Raw genomic sequence first — 19,064 nt, 5'->3', positions numbered from 1 at the left:
CCCCGCTGCCGCCGCGGCCGTCACCTCCGCTGCCGCCACCCGGCTGGAGGCCGCGCGGCGAAGCGGTACGCCCGGGGCGCCCCCCGCCGGAGCCGTCCCTGGTCACATCGGAGCCGGTCATCGGTGTGCCTTCCTGCCGCGCAGTGCCGATACGGCGATCGAAGACGCGAACGAAGCGGCGAACGACACGGCCACGCCCCCGGCCAGCGACAGTGCGGCGACCCCGGCGTGCTTCCACATGGTGGGCAGGTCCCGGGTGGTGACGACGGGATCCGGCGGCAGTCCGTACACCTCGGGTTCGTCGAGCAGCAGGAAGAACGCCCCGTCACCGCCGACTCCGTCCCCGGGGTCGGCGCCGTACAGCCGTGCGTCGGTGATGCCCGCCTCGTGCAACTGGCCGACCCGCAGAGCCGCACGCTCCCGCAGCTCGTCGAGCGGCCCGAACTGGATGGACTCCGTGGGGCACGCCTTGGCGCAGGCGGGCTCCTGTCCGGCGCCGAGCCGGTCGTAGCACATGGTGCACTTGAACGCCCGCCCGTCATCGGGGCGTTGCTCGATCACCCCGTACGGGCAGGCCGGTACGCAGTAGCCGCAGCCGTTGCAGATGTCCTCCTGGACGACGACCGTGCCGAACTCGGTACGGAAGAGGGAGCCCGTCGGGCAGACGTCCAGGCAGGCGGCATGGGTGCAGTGCTTGCAGACGTCCGATGACATCAGCCAGCGCATACCGTCGGCGGCGGTCTGTCCTGCCTCCGGCTGGGTCTGTGCGCCCGCGGCGGGCGCTGCGGCGGCGAGCAGGGGGAGTTCGGTACGTCCGTCCGGCGAAGGCGCCGGCACCTGCTGCTCGATGAAGGCGACATGGCGCCAGGTGGAAGCGCCGAGCCCGAGGGTGTTGTCGTAGCTCATCCCGGACAGCGAGATGCCGTCCTCCGGGATCGCGTTCCACTCCTTGCAGGCCACCTCGCACGCCTTGCAGCCGATGCACACGGAGGTGTCGGTGAAGAACCCGACCCGGGGTGGTGCGTCGTCATGTCCCGCGTCCCCGGCGGGGTCCGGCTCCGGACCGCTGAGCAGATGGCGCGACTGGCCGGTCACTTCGGTCACTTGACGGTCTCCGTTCCCGTGCGGTCCGTGATACCTGCCCTGACCCGGTACTCCTCCACCAGCTTCGGCAGCGCCGGCCCCCGGGGCCTGCGGCCCTCGATGATGTCGGCGGTCAGGGCCTTGTCCTCCTGGATGTGGGCGTTGGGGTCGAGCGCCATCGCGACGAGTTCGTTGGCCGCGTCCCCGGTGGCCACCCCGTTCGGGCCCCAGTGGAAGGGGAGCCCGATCTGGTGGACCGTGCGGCCGTGGACGGTGAGCGGCCTGATCCGCCTCGTCACCAGGACCCGCGCCTCCACGGCGTTGCGTGCCGTGACGATGGTGGCCCAGCCGCCGTTCTCCAGACCGCGCTCGGCGGCGAGTTCCGGGGACACCTCGCAGAAGAACTCCGGCTGCAGCTCCGCGAGATAGGGCGACCAGCGGCTCATGCCGCCCGCCGTGAAGTGTTCGGTGAGGCGGTGGGTCGTCACCACGTACGGGTAGACCCCCGCGCCCGGTTCGTCACCGCTCGGGTGGTACCGGTTCCCTTCGTGCGGCATCAGATGGCGCACGGGGGACCGGGGAACCTTCGGATGGAGAGCGTTCGGGAAGGGCGAGTCCTGCGGTTCGTAGTGGGTCGGCAGCGGCCCGTCCTCCAGGCCCGCCGGGGCGTAGAGCCACCCCTTGCCGTCCGCCTGCATGATGAACGGGTCGTCACCGCGCAGCGCGTCCGGGCCGGTCGCTCCGTCCGGCGGCACATAACCGGGGGCCCGGTCCGGCACGAAGTCCGGGACGTCGTGGCCGGTCCAGGAGCCCCGGACCTCGTCCCACCACACATAGGCCTTCCGTTCGCTCCAGGGCGCTCCGTCGGGGGCGGCGGACGCGCGGTTGTAGAGGATGCGCCGGTTCGCGGGCCACGCCCAGGCCCACTCGGCGGCCACCCAGTCCTGCTCGGTGTGGGGCTTTCTGCGGGCCGCCTGGTTCACACCGTCCGCGTACACACCGCAGTAGATCCAGCAGCCGCACCGGGTGGAACCGTCGTCCCTCAGCTGTGTGTAGGCGCTCAGCGGGGAGCCGTCGGCGGCGTGTCCGTTGATCTCGGCGAGCACCGCGGCGGCGACGGGCTCGGCGAGCTCGCCCTCGACGGGGTAGTCCCAGGTGAGGTCCTGGACGGGCCGGTCCGCGGGATCGGTGGACTCGGCCAGACGTTCTTTGATGCGGCGCCCGAGGTGGTACATGAACCAGAGATCGCTGCGTGCGTCGCCGCCCGGCTCCACGGCGGCGTGGTGCCACTGCACCCAGCGGTTGGTGTTGGTGAACGAGCCGGACTTCTCGGTGTGGGCGGCGGCGGGGAAGAAGAACACCTCGGTGCCGATGTCCTCCGTGCGGAGTTCACCGGTCTCGATCTCCGGGCCGTCCTGCCACCAGGTCGCCGATTCGATCAGGGAGAAGTCCCGCACCACGAGCCACTCCAGATTCGCCATCCCGAGCCGCTGGAGCCGTGTGTTGGCCGACCCCACCGCCGGGTTCTCACCCATCAGGAAGTAGCCCTTGCAGACTCCTTCCAGCTGGGCCAGGACGGTGTCGTACGTGGCGTGCGAGCCGGTGAGCCGCGGCAGGTGGCCGAAGCAGAAGTCGTTCTCCGCGGTGGCCGCCTCCCCGTAGTACGCCTTGAGGAGGCTGACGAAGTAGGCGCGCATGTCGCCCCAGAAGCCCTTGTCGGTCCTGCTCGCGTCGACGAAGGTGTCCAGATCCTCGTGGGCGTGCGCGTGCGGCATCGGCAGATAGCCAGGCAGCAGATTGAACAGTGTGGGGATGTCGCTCGACCCCTGGATGGACGCGTGGCCGCGCAGTGCCTGGATGCCGCCGCCAGGGCGGCCGATGTTGCCGAGCAGGAGCTGCAGGACACTGGCCGCGCGGATGTACTGCGCGCCCACGGTGTGCTGCGTCCAGCCGACCGCGTAACAGAAGGCGCTGGTGCGGTCGCGTCCCGAGTTCGATGTGAGGGCCTCGCACACCTCCAGGAACGTCTCGCGCGGGATGCCGCACGTCTTCTCGACCAGTTCGGGTGTGTAGCGGGCGTAGTGGCGCTTGAGCACCTGGTAGACGCACCGCGGGTGCCGCAGCGTCTCGTCCCTGGGCGCCGCCGACCGGGCCTGGGCGCCGCCCGAGCCGTGAGCCTCCGATCCGCCCGCCTCACCGATGCGCCGACCGGCCTCGGCGCTCTCCTCGCGTGCCTCGTACTGCTGGTCGGGGTCACCCGCCGGAGCCTGCACTTCCGCGCCCTCGTACTGCCAGCTCGAAGGCTCGTAGCGGTGGGCCTCCTCGTCCAGGCCGGAGAAGACGCCGTCCAGATCCTCGGTGTCCCGGAAGTCCTCACTGACCAGTGTCGCCGCGTTCGTGTACGAGAGGACGTACGCGCGGAAGTCCTTCTCCTCGGACAGCACGTGGTTGATGACCGCGCCGAGGAACGCGATGTCACTGCCCGCGCGGATGGGGACATGCAGATCGGCGAGGGCGCTCGTCCGGGTGAACCGCGGGTCCACATGGATGACCTTCGCACCCCGCGCCTTGGCCTCCATCACCCACTGGAAGCCGACCGGGTGGGCCTCGGCGTAGTTGGATCCCTGGATGACGATGCAGTCGGAGTGCTGGAGGTCCTGCATGAAGGTGGTCGCGCCACCACGGCCGAACGACGTCCCCAGCCCCGCGACGGTCGAGCTGTGGCAGACGCGCGCCTGGTTCTCCACCTGCACGACGCCCAGACCGGTCAGCAACTTCTTGATGAGGTAGTTCTCCTCGTTGTCGAGCGTGGCGCCACCGAGGCTCGCGATGCCCATCGTCCGCGCGGTGCGCAGCCCGTCGTGCTCCCACTCCCAGGTGCGGCGCCGGGTCTCCACCACGCGCTCGGCGACCATGTCCATGGCCGTCTCCAGATCGAGCCGCTCCCACTCGGTGGCGTACGGCCGCCGGTGGAGGACCTCGTGCCGACGGGCCTCGCCGGTGGTGAGCTGGAGCGTGGCCGAACCCTTGGGGCACAGGCGGCCCCGGCTGACCGGGGAGCCGGGGTCCCCCTCGATCTGTACGACGGCGTCGTCCTTGACGTACACCTGCTGGCCGCAGCCGACGGCGCAGTAGGGGCAGATGGACTTGACCACACGGTCGGCGGTGTCCGTACGCGGTCTGAGGCCGGCCGTACGGGGTGAGACGGCGGCGCTGCCCCTGCCGAGCGGGTCGGATCCGGTGAGCTGCCGGTAGACAGGCCAGTCCGTGATCAGCCTGCGGATCCCCATCGCTGCCTCCTGCGGCTCTCGGTCCCCGTCACCAGACTCACCTGACGGACTCCGTTCGGCAACGCCGACGGCGCCCGCGGGCGGCGGCCGGAGGGCTCATCGCGTCGCGCTGGGGGGAGAGGGGCTCAGCGTCCTGCCGCGGGGTAGGCGATCCTCGTCGTGATCCGCGCGATGCGCCGGGCGGACTCCTCGGGGGATGCCGCGGGCTGGACGATATGGCTGACAGTGAGCCGGACGATGGTCTCGACGGCGAGGCTGCGCGAGTCGGCGTCGACTTCGGGCCAGGCGTCGGTCGCGTACGCGTCGAGCATGGCCATGGCGGTGTCGAAGACCGGCTCGGCACGAGTGGTCAGATAGGCCAGCAGGTCGTCCTCGCCGCCGCGCGCCGCGAGGAGCACGGCTTTGATCAGTGAGTTGTCGACGGCCTGCCGGAGCGTGAAGCCGACCCCTGCCGTCGCCGCTGCCTCAAGATCGCCGCGGTGTGCGTCCAGCTCCTGCTGGATGCCGAGCAGGAAACCCTCCAACTCGCGCTGGATCAGGGCTTCGCCGATGGCTTCCTTGGATCCGAACTCGTTGTAGAGGGTCTGCCGGCTCACGCCGGCGGCTCGTGCCACGGCGGCGAGGCGCAGCTTGCCCCAGCCGTCGGCGGCAACGAGTCGGTAGGCGGCGTTCAGGACCTGCTCGCGGAGCAGCGACCGAACGCTTTCTCGAAAACGTGTCATCGTGCCCCTACTTTAGCCAGCTATGACTGTCCAAAGTATTGACGCTTCCATATGAAAGTGTCTAACTACTGGACGGTAGTCGATGAGGGTGTCCGAGGGCTCGCCGGCGGATGAGGCTGCCCCGGGCCCCTGGTGTCTCACCCACCCCTGACCGTGCGGACGCACCGGAGGACTGATCATGACTGACACAGGAACTCGGCCCCAGCAGCGCGCCGCGGCCGATGACGACGTATCGGAGCGCCTGCTGGATTCGGCCGCCACGCTCTCGTACGACCCGGCGGTCGAGGTCGACTGGGAGGCACCGCTCCCCGGCGACCTCTACGGGCTCAACCCCGAGTGGAGCACGCTCTACGGCACTCCGCTGTGGGACGAGATGACGTCCGATCAGAAGGTCGCACTCACCCGGCACGAGGTCGGGTCGATCATGAGCACCGGCATCTGGTTCGAGATGATCCTCCAGCAGATGGTGCTCAGGGACCAGTACGTCAAGAACCCGGTGAAACCCCAGTTCCGGTTCGCGCTGACCGAGATAGCCGACGAGTGCCGGCACTCCATCATGTTCGCGCGCGCCTGCGAGAAGATGGGGGTGCCCGCCTACCTCCCCGCCCGCAGCGCCATCGAACTCGCCCGCGGCTTCAAGACACTGGCCACCGCCGAGGTCGCCTATGGCGGGATCCTGGTCGCCGAGGAGATCCTCGACGTGATGCAGCGGGACTGGATGCGGGGCGAGAACGTCCTGCCCATCGTGCGGACCACCTCGCGGATCCATGTCGTCGAGGAGTCCCGCCACATGAAGTTCGCACGTCAGCAGATGCGTGAGCGGCTGCGCGGGGCGGGCCTGGCGCGCAGGCAGGCGAGCAGTGTGGTCGTCGCGACGGTCGCCGCGGTCATCATCACGAGCATGGTGAACAAGGACGTCTACGCCGCGGTGGGCCTGGACACCGGACGGGCGGTGGCCGCCGTCCGCGACAACGCGCACCGCAAGTCGATGATGCGCACCAGTTCGGCCCATCTCATGAGCTTCCTCTCCGAGGCCGGACTGCTGACCCGCCCCGCCATGTCCATCTACCGGCGCATCCACATGCTCTGACCGCTTCCCATTCCGCCGCAACAAGGAGAACGACCGGGCCATGGCCTACGCGATCACCCAGACCTGCTGCAACGACGCCTCCTGTGTGTCGGTCTGCCCGGTCAACTGCATTCACCCCACGCCGGACGAGCCGGACTTCGGAACCACCGAGATGCTGTACGTCGACCCGCAGACCTGTATCGACTGCGGTGCCTGCGCGGACGCGTGCCCGGTGGACGCGGTCTTCCCCGTGGACCGGACAACCGGCCCCGACAGCCGTTACGCCGAGCTCAACAAGCAGTACTTCGAGGCCCGTCCGGCCGACAACAGCTGGGCACAGCCGCACTTCCCCCGCTCCGTGCCGCACGAAGCAGGCACACTGCGGATCGCGGTCGTCGGCACAGGACCGGCGGCCGGCTACACGGCGCAGTCGCTGCTGCGTGCCGCCGGTGCCGAGGTCACACTGATCGACCGGCTGCCGGTCCCCGGCGGCCTGATACGGCACGGCGTCGCGCCCGACCACCAGCCGACGAAGAGGATCGCCGACACCTTCGCGGGTCTCTACCGCCACCCCAGGCTGCGTATGCACCTCAACGTCGAGGTCGGCAAGGACCTCACCCACGCGGAGCTGGCCGCCCACCACCACGCGGTCGTCTACGCGGTGGGCGCCGCGTCCGACCGCACCCTGGACATCCCCGGCGAGGACACCGCGGGCAGCATCGCCGCATCGACATTCGTCGGCTGGTACAACGCGGACCCCACCGTCCCCGCCACCGCCGTCGATCTGTCGGCCGAGCGTGCCGTGGTCGTGGGCAACGGCAATGTGGCCCTCGACGTGGCGCGCATCCTCGTCGCGGACCCGGAAGAGCTGGCCAGGACCGATATCGCGGACCACGCGCTGGACGCGTTGCGTACGAGCAGGGTCCGCGAAGTCGTCCTGCTCGGCCGCCGGGGACCCGGGCAAGCGGCTTACACACGACCGGAGTTCCTGGCTCTGTGCCACCTCCGGGGCGTCACCGTGGTCGTCGACGACCGCCCCGGTGTCCGCGATGCCATCGCCGCGGCGGACCCCTCCTCCAAAGCGGCTCTCCTGGACGGCATCGCCATCGAGCAGGCGGACCTGACGTCGCCACCGGCCGAGGGGAAGCGGATCGTCCTGCGATTCTTCTCCTCGGCAACGGAGTTGACCGGCGAGGGACGGGTCGAGTCCGTCCGTGTCGCCCACAACACGGTCACCGACCGCGACGGAACACCGTATGCGGAACGGACCGCCGAGCAGGACACGATCTCCGCGGCCCTCGTGGTCCGGTCGGCCGGCTACCGGGGCGCACCGGTGGCCGGTCTGCCGTTCGACCCGGTGACGGCCACGGTGCCCAACCGCGCCGGACGGGTCACCGACACCGGATCGGACAGCCCATGGCCGGCGACCTATGTGGTCGGATGGGCCAAACGCGGACCGTCGGGCGGTATCGGCACCAACCGCACCTGCGCCGCTGAGACCGTCGGAGCGCTGATGGACGACGCCGCGGCAGGACTGCTTCCCGAGCCGTCGGGAACGCGACGGGACTTCACGCGCCTGGTGCGCCGGAGGCAGCCGCAAGCCGTCGGGCTCCGCGAGGTGCTGGCCGTCGACCGGGCCGAGCGGGCCAACGGGGTGGCCTCGGGGCGCCCGCGCGTCAAGTTCGCGACCTTCGCGGAGCTGCGCACGGCCGGGAAGCGGTTCGGCCGGGCCGGGAGCGCCTGAGGGGTGAGTGAACGGGGCCCGGACATCGGGTCGGACGGCGCCGATACGCCCATTCAGGAGACCGCACAGTGTGTCGAACTGTCAGGGAAGGGGTTGACGCGGGGACGGCAGTACGTTGCTCGTGCTGAGGCGGTCGGCCCCTCCCACCGGGGCGTTCGACGTCGGATCGTGCGACACCCGTGTCGCTCGTGTCGGCGCACCTGGGGACGTCGTCTCACGCATCTACCCATCGGTCTGTGACCTCGTGGAGGCAATGCGTGTTCAAGCCCAAGACCAGCAAGCTCGTCATGGCACTGACTGCCGGTGCCATGGCCGTCGGCGTGGCCGCAGGCCCCGCTCTGGCCAGTGACTCCAGCAACAGTGTGGCCACCTACAAGGGCCAGGTGACTTCTGCGGCGACGGCGTACTACAAGGGCCGTGTGATCACCAAGGCGGGAGTGCTGGTGCGCAGTGGCCCCAGCCAGCGCTACCGCGTCGTCGGCTCGTACTCGTACAACTCGATCATCCCGATCGTGTGCAAGGTGCGAGGCCAGAACGTGTCCGGCAACATCCTTTGGTACAAGACCGCCAAGGGCAACTTCGTGTCGGCGCGCTGGGTCAGCAACGTCGGCGCCATTCCGCCCTACTGCCACTAAGTGAAACCCTCGCAGTGTGACGTCTGAGCGGAACATCGCGGCGTCGATGGGCGCAGCCTCTCCTGGAGTGGCTGCGCCCCGCTTTTGTGTGCCCGGCGTTACTTCGGCAGGAGTTCCTGCTGGATCTGCTCCAGGCTCTTGCCCCGGGTCTCGGGGACGCAGCGGACGGCGAACACCGTCAGCAGTGCGCACACCACCGCGTACAGGGTGAACGTGCCCGCTCCGCCGAAGACGTCGAGCAGTGTCAGGAAGGTCAGCGAGACCAGGAAGTTCATCGTCCAGTTCGAGAACATCGTGGCACTCATCGCCGTCCCGCGGATACGGAGCGGGTAGAGCTCCGACGGGATGACGAAGACCACCACGTTGAGTGTCGTGGCGACGGCGGCGATGAACAGGACGACGAACAGCACCGCGAGCCACGCGACCGACGAGCCCGGGCCGCCGGCGGCGAGGGTGACGGCCAGGCCGGCCAGCGAGAAGGTCATGACGCAGGCGCCGGACGCGAGCAGTTTCTTACGGCCGAAGCGGTCCACGGCGAACATGCCGACCGGCGTCATCAGAAGGTTGACCACGCCGACACCGACGGTCGCGAGGATGGACGACGAGGAGCCGAGTCCGCTGCTCTCGAAGATCTTCGGAGCGTAGTAGATGACCGTGTTGACACCCGATGCCTGCCCGAGCAGCTGAAGGCCGACACCGGCGATGATCGCCGGCCGCACCGAGCGGGCGGTCAGCGCCTTCCACCGGCCCTTGCCCGGTGCGCCGCTCTTCGTGTCACCGGCCCCGGCTATCGCCTCGGCGAGTTCGGCCTCCACCGCAGCCGGGTCGCCGGGCCCCCGCAGACGGGTGAAGACGGCCAGCGCGCGATCGGTGTGGCCGCGCAGCGCCAGCCAGCGCGGGGATTCGGGCATCGCGACCATGCCGAGGCCGAAGAGGACGGCGGGGACCGCGGCGAGGCCGAACATCCAGCGCCAGCTGTGGGTGACATCCTCCAGCGAGTAGTTGGCGACGTACGCCAGGACGATGCCCAGCGTGATCATCAGCTGGTTGAGGCCGACCAGCCGTCCCCGGTAGAGGGGCGGGGCGACCTCGGCGATGAAGACCGGTACCAGGTTCGATGCCACGCCGATGCCCAGTCCGAGGACGACACGCGCCGCTGTGAGCATCACCGCCGACGGGGCGAAGGCCGCCATGGCGGCGCCGAGCGTGAAGATGCCCGCGGCCGCGACCAGGACGGGGCGGCGGCCGTACCGGTCGGAGAGGTTGCCCGCGACCGCCGCGCCGATCATGGCGCCGACCAGGATCGAGCTGACCACGACACCGGAGCTGAACGAGCTGAGGTGGAAGTCCGACTCGATCGTGAGCAGCGCTCCCGAGATGACTCCGGTGTCGTAACCGAACAGCAGACCGCCGAGAGCGGCCACCAGCGCGACGCCGATCACCGGCCGCAGACTGCCGCTGTTTCCCCGCGTCACAGTGGTCTCGGGTGACGCCATGGCACTGTTCCCTTCAAGAAACGGACGGCCGGAGGAGTGGCGTGCCACGCGGCCGGACGCTCACGGATATCGCCGGTGTGGAGTGAAGCGCAGCACGCCCGGCCGTCCAAATTGGTGGGGACCAATCTTGCACCCCGCTTGGTCATATGCAAGATCTGACGTAATAATTGCTTCATTGGTTGGTACCTATCGGATGTGGGAGTGGTACGCGTGGCCAGACAGGCCAAACACGAAGAGCTCCGGCTGGCGCTGCTCACCGACATCGCCGGGGCCGCGCCGCACGCCCCGTTGCCGACCGAGCGGGACATCTCCGCCCGCTTCGGCGTCTCGCGCAACACCGTCCGGCAGGCCATGGACGCCCTGGAGGCCGCCGGGAACGTCTACCGGGTGCAGGGCGCCGGCACGTTCGTCTCACCCGCCGTGGTCTCCAAGTCGCTCACCCTCACCTCCTTCTCCGAGGACATGCGTGAGCGCGGCCTCGAACCCGGCACCCGGCTGCTGGCCGCCGAGACCGTACGGGCCGGGAGGCGCATCGGTGAGCGGCTCGCAACCACGCCCGACATGGAGGTGGTCCGCGTCTCGCGCCTGCGCCTCGCGGACGGCTCCCCGATGTGCCTGGAGACCGTCCACCTTCCGGCGCGGCGGGTGCCCGGCCTCCTCGAAGCGGACCTGACCGGCTCGCTGTACACCCTGCTGAGCGAGCGCTATCAGCTCGACATCCGCTCGGCCCAGCAGATCGTGCGGTCCGTGGACCTCGGCGACACCGAGTCGGCGCTCCTGGGCGTACCGCCGGGCAGCGCCGGGCTGCGGGTCGAGCGCGTCGGCCTCGACCACCGCGAGACCCCCGTCGAGGCCACCACGACGATCTACCGCGCCGATCTCTACGACATCCGCTTCACCGTACGCAGGACACAGCCATGACCACTTCGCAGCGGCCGCCGGACGGCACCTCGGCACAGCGCTCCCTCGTCGGTGTCGACGTCGGCGGTACGAAGATCGCCGCCGGTCTCGTCCGGGCCGACGGCACACTGCTGACCTCCCTGGTGCGGCCCACTCCCGCAGCCGAGGGACCGGCCGCGGTGCTCGACGCCATCGCGGCGGCGGTCCTCGACCTCCCCGGCCACGAGCAAGCCGAAGGACTCGGTATCGGGACCGGAGGTGTCATCGACCGCGACAGCGGGGTCGTCCTCTCCGCCAACGCCCTGCTTCCGGGCTGGGCGGGCACCCGGCTGAGCGAGGAACTGACCGCCCGGCTCGGACTGCCCGTGGCCGCCGACAACGACGCCAATGTCTTCGCCCTGGCCGAGCAGACCTATGGCGCAGGCATGGGCTGCCGGTCCGCGCTGTACGTCAGTGTGGGCACCGGCATCGGCGGCGGCCTGGTCATCGGCGGCCGGCTGCTGCGCGGCGCGCACTCCACCGCCGGCGAGTTCGGGCATATCGCCGTACCCGAGGCGACCGGGCTGAGCTGCAACTGCGGCCGCACCGGCCATCTCGAAGCGGTGGCCTCGGGTCCGGCCATGACGGCGCGCTTCCGTGAACTGACCGGAAGCGACAACGCCGACGGCCTCCGGCATGTCGCCGCTCTGGCCGAGACGGACCCCGGCCGGGCCGGCACCGACGGCGCCGCGGCCCGCAGGATCCTCGCCGGGGGAGCAGCGGCTCTGGGCCGTGCGCTGGCCGGACTGGTCAACACGGTGGACCCCGAGCGGGTCGTGATCGGTGGCGGCGTCGCCTCGATCGGCGCGGCGTACTGGGAGCCGCTCACCGACGCGTTCGTGGCGGAACTCCTGCCGGGCCCCTCCGGCCTGCGTCCCGTCCCGGCGGCCCTGGGTCCCCGGGCCGCGGTCGTCGGCGCGGCCGCCCTCGTCCTGGAGGGGCACGGGGGAGCCGCGGCCCCGTGACCAGGAAGACCGTACCGACCACCAGCCGCACCACAGGACGAAGGAATGCCGTATGACCCAGCCCATCCCCTCCGGCAGCGAGGCCGGGCCCAGCAGGACCACGATGCCCGCCGACCGTGTCCGCGCACTGCTCGACGCTCTGCGCGGACGGCTGATCGTCTCCTGCCAGGCGCCTCCGGGTGATCCGCTGCGCGCCCCCGAACACATGGCGGCGGCGGCCGCGTCCGTAGCCGCGGGTGCCTCCGTCGCCGCGATCCGGGTGCAGGGCGTCGAGGACATCCACGCGGTGCGCGCGGCCGTCACACTGCCCCTCATCGGGCTGTGGAAGGACGGCGCGGAAGGCGTGTACATCACTCCGACCGCGGGGCACGCGCGAGCCGTCGCCGAGGCGGGAGCCGAGATCGTCGCGATCGACGCCACGCGCCGCCCCCGGCCGGACGGCCGCCCCCTGCGCGACACCGTCGAGGCCGTGCACCGGCTCGGCCACCTGGTGATGGCGGACGTCTCCACGGCGGAAGAGGGGGTGGCGGCGGCGTCGCTCGGCGCGGACCTGATCTCCACGACCCTCTCCGGATACACCCCTTACAGCCCGCAGCAGCCCGGACCGGACCTGAAACTGATCGCCGAACTGACCGGCCTTGTCGACGTTCCCGTCTGCGCCGAGGGGCGCCTGCACACCCCCGAAGAGGCCCGCGCGGCCATCGAGTCGGGTGCCTGGGCTGTCGTCGTGGGCGGGGCGATCACCGCTCCAGCGGCCATCGCGAGCCGGTTCGTGGCCGCGTTGCCGTAAACGCCGTGCGCCGATGAATGTGAAGTGGCCGTACGCCGAAGCCGTGGACCGAAACGTGCCACAGGAGACGTGGATACGGCGGAACGCGCGGTCGGGATCGGGTCTCGCGCCCGACCCCGACATGTATCCACGACTCGATCCAGCGGTGACCCCGTGGCCCTGAATGCCATGTCGCCGCTGGGAACGGTGACCTGGGTACGGTTTCCCGCCGCCGCTTCCTCACGGAAGGGCACGTCGTCGGTGACGGCCTCGACCACGGCACGGGTACGTGGGGCGGCTCAGCAGCGCGTACGTACCCAGAGCGCGAACAGGCCCGCCACCGCGGTGCCGGCGCCATAGGCGGTGCCGCGCACGAACTGGTCCGCCGCCATCCTGCGGCGGCTCACCGCCCACCTGCCCACCCCGCGCACCGCATGCCACGCCCGCGACCGGGCCACACCCCTGAAGTCGCTCATGTTTTCCCTCCGTTGACCGGTCCGACACCGCGCAGCGCGCCGGCAAGGCCCTGTGGCTCGCTGCTCGGCGCCACGCTATTCAGCGGTGCCGACCGCCATCCGGTACGGGATCCGGCGGGCAGCGGGGTCATGATCGCGAACGGTTACGGGGATCCAGCGGCGTGTCCACCATGGACAAGGCCGGGCATGAACACCGGTCGGCTCCGGCCGGCAGCGCACGGGGGAGGGAAGCGAGCAGCGCCTGCGACAGCGCCGCGGCCGACACCGCACAGAACGCTTCGGGCTTCGTCGGCCGGCGCGGCCATCGAGGCCGCCCTTTACGGTCATGGGTGTGCGGGAGACACCGGACAGATCAGTGTCTCCCGCACAGTTGGGGGCCTCACTCCACGGCGTTGACCAGGCCGAGCACCGGCGCCGCCTGGTCGGTGAGCTGGTGCAGCTGGTTCAGCTCGCTCAGGTGGTTCAGGCCGGCCAGCTGGTCCTTCACCTTGGGCAGCCGGCCGGCGTCCTGCGCCGGCATACCGGTCGTGGCGATGGCATCGAGTTCACTGACAGGATTCAGCTTCTGGCCAGCCCGGTCGTTCGTGCCGGCGGCGTGCGCCGACGACATGGCAAGGCACGGGAGAGCGGCAGCCAGAGCGAGACATGTGGCAATTCGTCGCGTTGGGGTCATACCTGTGCAAACGCGCTACGGGGCCGATGGACACGGCGCACGCACCTTCCGGCCCGACTCGCGGGCGAACGGACGGCGTGTCAGAGGGACGGCGGGTCAGCCCGGTCGGCCGGGCTGGGCGGCCGTCCCTGTGGTGTGGAGGCTGCGCAGGGCGCTCTGGTGGGTGAGCCAGCCGACGAGCCGGGTCTCGTCATGGACGGGCAGGCCGGTGCCGGGGGCTGCGACCAGGGAGTGCAGTGCGGTGGCCAGCGGCATGTCGGCGGTGATCCGGGGCGGCAGTTCGGCGAGTTCACCCGTGGTGTGCGGGGGCCCGGAGCCGTCGCCCACCGGGGTGGCGAGGGCCTCGGCGACGGCCCTGGCGGTGAGGGTGCCGAGGTAGCGGCCGTCGGAGTCCAGGACGGGCAGCGCGCCGTGGCCCGACAGACCCAGCGTCCGGGCGGCCTGGCGGAGTCCGGTGTGCGCGGGGATGGGGGCGGGCAGCTCCTCCATGGCGGTGACGACCTGCTGGGAGCCGAGTGCCGTTCCCTGCGCGGGAGCCTGGAGGTCGATTCCGCGGCGGCGGAGCTTGAGCGTGTAGACGGTGTCGCGGGAGAGCAGGTGGCTGGTGGCGGTGGCGAGCACCACGGCGAGCATCAGCGGCAGGATGATCGTGTACTGACCGGTGAGTTCGAAGAGGATGACCACGGCGGTAATCGGGGCACGGGAGGATCCCGCGAAGACTGCGCCCATGCCGACGAGAGCGTAGGCGCCGGCCGATCCGGCGATACCGGGGAGCAGGCCGTGGGCCGCACTGCCGTAGGCGGCGCCCAGCATGGCGCCGATGAACAGGCTCGGGGCGAACACCCCGCCCGAGCCGCCGATGCCGATGGTCAGGCTCGTCGCGAGGATCTTGCCGACGAGCAGCAGGAGCAGGAAGCCGACGACATAACTGCCCTTGACGGCGTTCTCCAGGACCGGGTAGCCGACCCCGTACATCTGCGGCAGCACCAGCAGCAGCGCACCGAGAAGGATGCCGCCGGCCGCCGGGCGGAGCCATTCGGGGCCGCGCCAGATCCAGTCGCAGGCGTCCTCGATCCAGTACAGGATGCGGGTGAAGCCGACTCCAACGGCGCCCGCGGCCACACCGAGGACGGCGAACAGGCCGAACTGGGCGATGTGGTCCACGTGGAAGGGCGGCAGGTCGAGGAAGGCGGTGTCACCGAACGCGGCGCGGCCGATCGCGCAGGCGACGACGGAGGAGATCACGGTCGCGCCGAACGCCTCGGCGGTGAACGCCCCCAGGATCAGTTCCATCGAGAAGAACACCCCGGCCAGCGGTGCGTTGAAGGTGGCGGCGATGCCTCCCGCCGCGCCACAGGCCACCAGCAGCCGCATCCGGCCCTCGGTGACCTTGACCACGCGGCCCAGCGTGGAGCCGAGTGCCGAGCCGATCTGCACGATCGGGCCTTCACGGCCCACCGAGCCGCCCGATCCGATGCACAACGCCGATGCGAGCGCCTTGACCACGGAGACCTGCGGGTTGATCCGGCCGCCGCGCTGAGCGACGGCCAGCATCACTTCGGGAACGCCGTGTCCCCGTGCCTCCTTGGCGAATCGGTCGACCAACGGGCCGTAGAGCAGTCCGCCCACGACCGGGGCGAGCAGGACGAAGTAGACGCCCAGCCACGGCACATGCGGATTGGCGGAGTGGCCCGCGCCCGCGTAGTCGGCATGTCCGGAGAACAGGTGCGTGAAGGTGGTGATCAGCCAGCGGAACGCGATCGAGCCCAGGCCGGCTCCGGCTCCGACCACCAGGGCCAGCACCATCAGCCCCCACGAGGCGGTGCGCAGCCCGGCCGCCGGGGTCAGGGCGCTGCGGCCCGGGGATGCCTGGACGGTGATCGGGCGGACGGGTTCCGCCGTGTCTGTATCGCTCATGGACCTGCCTCTCTCTACGTTTGCATTATGCAAACGTTGTCAAGGGAGGATCCACCCGGGGTACAAAGGTCCACATGGTTGAAGCCACAAACCCGTCCCCGGGTGGAGCCGCTGACGACGTCGACGCCGTGACGCGGGCGGTACTGACCGCGTCCCGGGTGCTCGTCGCGGTCTCCGCGCGCTCGCTGGCCGCGGTCGAGGACCGGGTGACGCTCCCGCAGTTCCGGCTGCTGGTGGCGTTCTCCACCCGTGGCGCGGCCAAGCTGGTGGACGTCGCGGAGTGGCTGGCGGTCAACCCCTCCACCGCGATGCGGATGGCCGACCGGCTGATCGCCGCCGGCCTGGTCGACCGGCAGATCAACCCCGACAACCGCCGCGCCACTCTGCTCCAGCTGACCGACGAGGGGCGCAGCATCGTCGAGCAGGTCACCGCCAGGCGCCGCGCCGAGATCGCCGCCATCGTCGAAGGGATGGCGCCCGGCCAGCGCGCCGCGCTCGTGGGCGCGCTGACCACATTCGCCGACGCCGCGGGCGAGGCGGTCGCCGGTCACCCGGCAGATCTTTACCCGCTGGGCTGGGCGGCCCCTGCCCCACCCGGCGCCTCCTGAGTCGCCACCCGTTCGGCAGGCTCGCGGGGCACTGCGAGGTCGTGACCGATATGTCAGTATGCGAGTCATATCGGCTGTCGGGGCTGCGCGTCATCGGACTGTCCTCTCCGGCCCGGACTGGAGGTAGTGATGCTGCTCGGCCTGCCGGAGCGGGAACGCCTGATGATCTACACCGCCGCCAAGCTCGCGCAGGAACGCCGGGAGCGCGGCCTGAAGCTCAACCTTCCTGAGGCGACCGCGCTGATCTCCTCCTTCCTGCTCGAAGGCGCCCGCGACGGACGCACGAAGGCCGAACTCCAGGACGCGGGGCGCGGCGTTCTGCGGCGTACGGACGTACAGGACGGGGTGCCCGAGATGCTCAGCCAGGTACAGGTCGAGGCGACGTTCCCCGACGGCACCAAGCTCATCGCCGTACAGGCGCCGATCCAGTGAGCGAGCGTCAGCGCCGGCCGGGGTCGGGCAAGGAGATCCTCCCCGGCTCGGGCAAGGGCGAGTCGACCGGGCTGATCCAGCCGGGTGCCGAGTCCGGTGCGGCGGAGCACGCGCCCGGACAGATCCTCTACGGCGAGGGCCCCGTGATCATCAACGCGGGCCGCCCCACCGTCACGATCACCGTCGTCAACACCGCCGACCGGCCGGTCAGCGTCGGCTCGCACTACCACTTCGCAGAGGTCAACCCCGCACTGGAATTCGACCGGAAGGCGGCCTGGGGCATGCGGATGAACGTCCTCGCCGGTGCCATGAAGCGCTTCGATCCGGGTGCCACCGAGGAAGTGGAACTCGTGCCACTGGCCGGCCGGCGCATCGTGCGGGGGCTGCGCGGCGAGTGCGGGGGAGCCCTCGATGGCTGAGATCGACCGGCGGCAGTACGTGGCCTCGCTCGGCCCGACCAAGGGCGACCGGATCCGGCTGGCCGACACCGATCTGCTGATCGAGGTGGAGGAGGACCGGTGCGTCGGTGGTGACGAAACGGTCTTCGGCGGCGGCAAATCGGGCCGCGAGTCGCAGGGCCAGTCCCATGCCACCCGCGCCGATGGCACACCGGACCTGGTGATCGCCGGCGTGGTGGTCCTGGACCACTGGGGCGTGATCAAGACCGACGTGGGCATCAGGGACGGACGTATCGTCGCACTCGGCAAGTGCGGCAACCCGGACATCATGGACGGTGTCCACCCCGACCTGGTCGTCGGCCCTTCCACCGAGATGGTCAACGGCAGCGGCCTCATCATGACGGCCGGCACCGTCGACACCCATGTCCACTTCGTCTCGCCCGACATGTCGACGGTCGCCCTGGAGACAGGTACCACGACGCTCGTCGGCGGCGGGACCGGGCCCACCGACGGTTCGAAGGCCGCCCTGGCGACACCGGGCGGCTGGTGGATGGACCGCATGTTCGAGGCGTTCGACCCGTGGCCGGTCAACGTACTGTTCCTGGGCCGCGGTACGACGGTCTCCGAAGAGGCCCTGTGGGAGCAACTGCGCTCCGGAATGGGCGGGTTCAAGTGCCATGAGGACTGGGGCGCCACTCCGGCCGCCATCAGCACCGCGCTCGGTGTCGCGGAAGCGGCCGGTGTCCAGGTGGCGATCCACAGCGACACCCTCAACGAGGCGGGCTTCGTCGAGGACCTGCTCCGCACTGTGGGCGGCCGTAACTTCCACGCCTTCCACACCGAGGGCGCCGGCGGCGGTCACGCCCCGGACATCATCCGGATCGCCGGCGAGCCCAACGTCCTGCCGTCCTCCACGACGCCGACCCGGCCTTTCACCGTCAACACGGCCGACGAGCAGCTCGACATCTGCCTCATCGCCCACCACCTGAACCCCAAGGTCCCCGCCGAGCTGGCGTTCGCGGAAAGCCGGGTACGGGCCTCCACCATGGCCGCCGAGGACATCCTCCAGGACATCGGTGCCATCTCCGCCATGTCGTCGGACGCCCAGGCGATGGGGCGGCTCGGGGAGGTGGTGCGGCGCACCTGGCAGACCGCGCACGTCATGAAGAAGCTGCGGGGTTCCCTGCCCGGCGACGGACGCGCCGACAACCGGCGGGCCCGCCGCTATGTCGCCAAGTACACCATCGTGCCCGCGGTCATCCACGGCCTGGAGCGCGAGGTCGGTTCCGTCGAACCGGGCAAGCTCGCCGACCTCGTCCTGTGGGAGCCCGCCCTCTTCGGCGTACGGCCGACCGCCGTGTACAAGGGCGGCATGGCGGCGATGGCTCTGCTGGGCGACCCCAACGCCGCCGTCCCCACACCACAGCCCGTGCTGCCCCGGCTCGGCTACAACGTACAGACCCGGGCCGCGGCCGCCACCAGCGTCGCGTTCGTCTCGCCCGCGGCGATCGAGGACGGGCTGGCCGACCGGCTCCGGGTGGAACGCAGACTCGTCCCGGTGGAGAACATGCGCGGACGCACCAAGGCCGACCTGCCGGAGAACGACGCGCTGCCCCGTATCGAAGTCGACCCGGACACCTTCACCGTACGCATCGACGGGGACGTGGTCGACCACGAACCGGTGGCGGAACTCCCCATGACACAGCGGTACTTCCTCTTTTGAGCGCAGAAGAGCCCGGCGCCTGTGCGGGCGCGGCGGGCGGCTACGGGCAGGCCGCCCTGCTGCTCATCGCCGACGGGCGGTTCCCGGCCGGCGGCCATGCCCACTCGGGCGGGCTTGAGGCGGCC

General features: G+C 70.5%; 17 protein-coding genes. 10 read left to right on the top strand and 7 right to left on the bottom strand.

All coding sequences use genetic code 11. The features are described from left to right. Positions 1–117: 117 nt before the first annotated feature. From G3I19_RS23120 to G3I19_RS23110, 3 genes are all read right to left on the bottom strand, one after another. Positions 118–1,104, bottom strand: coding sequence for a 4Fe-4S dicluster domain-containing protein (locus tag G3I19_RS23120; protein WP_164265602.1), 987 nt, complete (start codon positions 1,102–1,104; stop codon positions 118–120). Next, complete coding sequence (gene fdh / locus G3I19_RS23115) at positions 1,101–4,373, bottom strand: formate dehydrogenase (RefSeq protein ID WP_164265601.1); 3,273 nt, start codon at positions 4,371–4,373, stop codon at positions 1,101–1,103. Before fdh ends, G3I19_RS23120 begins: the two co-directional genes overlap by 4 nt. A 125-nt stretch (positions 4,374–4,498) precedes the next feature. Beyond that, positions 4,499–5,095, bottom strand: a complete 597-nt coding sequence (locus G3I19_RS23110; protein ID WP_164265600.1) for a TetR family transcriptional regulator — start codon at positions 5,093–5,095, stop codon at positions 4,499–4,501. A gap of 178 nt (positions 5,096–5,273) precedes the next feature. On the opposite strand from G3I19_RS23110, the gene G3I19_RS23105 reads away from it, so the two are divergent. The 3 genes from G3I19_RS23105 to G3I19_RS23095 all read left to right on the top strand — a co-directional run bounded on the left by G3I19_RS23105 (position 5,274) and on the right by G3I19_RS23095 (position 8,543). Next, complete coding sequence (locus G3I19_RS23105) at positions 5,274–6,185, top strand: diiron oxygenase (RefSeq protein WP_164265599.1); 912 nt, start codon at positions 5,274–5,276, stop codon at positions 6,183–6,185. Positions 6,186–6,225: 40 nt separating this feature from the next. Next, entirely contained in the window at positions 6,226–7,908 is a 1,683-nt protein-coding gene (locus G3I19_RS23100) for an FAD-dependent oxidoreductase (protein ID WP_164265598.1), read from the top strand. Positions 7,909–8,165: 257 nt separating this feature from the next. Next, entirely contained in the window at positions 8,166–8,543 is a 378-nt protein-coding gene (locus G3I19_RS23095) for an SH3 domain-containing protein (protein ID WP_164265597.1), read from the top strand. 98 nt (positions 8,544–8,641) lie between these two features. Here G3I19_RS23095 and G3I19_RS23090 read toward each other — a convergent pair whose 3' ends face one another. After that, positions 8,642–10,039, bottom strand: coding sequence for a sugar porter family MFS transporter (locus G3I19_RS23090; RefSeq protein WP_164265596.1), 1,398 nt, complete (start codon positions 10,037–10,039; stop codon positions 8,642–8,644). A gap of 210 nt (positions 10,040–10,249) precedes the next feature. Between G3I19_RS23090 and G3I19_RS23085 the strand changes: the two genes are divergently transcribed. From G3I19_RS23085 to G3I19_RS23075, 3 genes are all read left to right on the top strand, one after another. Then, the gene (locus G3I19_RS23085; RefSeq protein WP_164265595.1) at positions 10,250–10,960 is read left to right on the top strand and encodes a GntR family transcriptional regulator; all 711 of its coding nucleotides are present in this window, start codon (positions 10,250–10,252) and stop codon (positions 10,958–10,960) included. Next, the gene (locus G3I19_RS23080) at positions 10,957–11,943 is read left to right on the top strand and encodes an ROK family protein (RefSeq protein WP_164265594.1); all 987 of its coding nucleotides are present in this window, start codon (positions 10,957–10,959) and stop codon (positions 11,941–11,943) included. Before G3I19_RS23085 ends, G3I19_RS23080 begins: the two co-directional genes overlap by 4 nt. 103 nt (positions 11,944–12,046) lie before the next feature. Continuing rightward, entirely contained in the window at positions 12,047–12,733 is a 687-nt protein-coding gene (locus tag G3I19_RS23075) for an N-acetylmannosamine-6-phosphate 2-epimerase (protein ID WP_164265604.1), read from the top strand. 278 nt (positions 12,734–13,011) lie between these two features. Here G3I19_RS23075 and G3I19_RS23070 read toward each other — a convergent pair whose 3' ends face one another. The 3 genes from G3I19_RS23070 to G3I19_RS23060 form a co-directional block, all read right to left on the bottom strand. Then, positions 13,012–13,188, bottom strand: a complete 177-nt coding sequence (locus tag G3I19_RS23070) for a hypothetical protein (RefSeq protein WP_164265588.1) — start codon at positions 13,186–13,188, stop codon at positions 13,012–13,014. Between the two features lie 379 nt (positions 13,189–13,567). Continuing rightward, positions 13,568–13,798, bottom strand: a complete 231-nt coding sequence (locus G3I19_RS23065) for a hypothetical protein (RefSeq protein WP_239074705.1) — start codon at positions 13,796–13,798, stop codon at positions 13,568–13,570. Positions 13,799–13,957: 159 nt separating this feature from the next. Next, on the bottom strand, positions 13,958–15,667 hold the full coding sequence (locus G3I19_RS23060; protein ID WP_164265603.1) for a chloride channel protein: 1,710 nt from the start codon (positions 15,665–15,667) through the stop codon (positions 13,958–13,960). A 185-nt stretch (positions 15,668–15,852) separates the two neighbouring features. On the opposite strand from G3I19_RS23060, the gene G3I19_RS23055 reads away from it, so the two are divergent. From G3I19_RS23055 to G3I19_RS23040, 4 genes are all read left to right on the top strand, one after another. Then, positions 15,853–16,386 (top strand): MarR family transcriptional regulator, encoded by a 534-nt coding sequence (locus G3I19_RS23055; protein WP_164265592.1) that lies wholly within the window; start codon positions 15,853–15,855, stop codon positions 16,384–16,386. A gap of 129 nt (positions 16,387–16,515) precedes the next feature. Further along, positions 16,516–16,818: an urease subunit gamma gene (locus G3I19_RS23050; RefSeq protein ID WP_164265591.1), complete on the top strand. Its 303-nt coding sequence runs from the start codon at positions 16,516–16,518 to the stop codon at positions 16,816–16,818. Between the two features lie 74 nt (positions 16,819–16,892). Beyond that, positions 16,893–17,237, top strand: coding sequence for an urease subunit beta (locus tag G3I19_RS23045; RefSeq protein ID WP_343235182.1), 345 nt, complete (start codon positions 16,893–16,895; stop codon positions 17,235–17,237). Beyond that, positions 17,230–18,939 carry an urease subunit alpha gene (locus G3I19_RS23040; RefSeq protein ID WP_164265589.1) on the top strand — a complete coding sequence of 570 codons (1,710 nt, stop codon included), beginning with the start codon at positions 17,230–17,232 and terminating at the stop codon, positions 18,937–18,939. Before G3I19_RS23045 ends, G3I19_RS23040 begins: the two co-directional genes overlap by 8 nt. The last annotated feature ends 125 nt before the right edge of the window (positions 18,940–19,064 follow it).

This window comes from Streptomyces sp. SID10853 (genome assembly GCF_010548145.1).
Taxonomy (GTDB): domain Bacteria; phylum Actinomycetota; class Actinomycetes; order Streptomycetales; family Streptomycetaceae; genus Streptomyces.
Note: the sequence above shows the minus strand (reverse complement) of the source record. Positions and strands in the feature narration are given on the sequence as shown.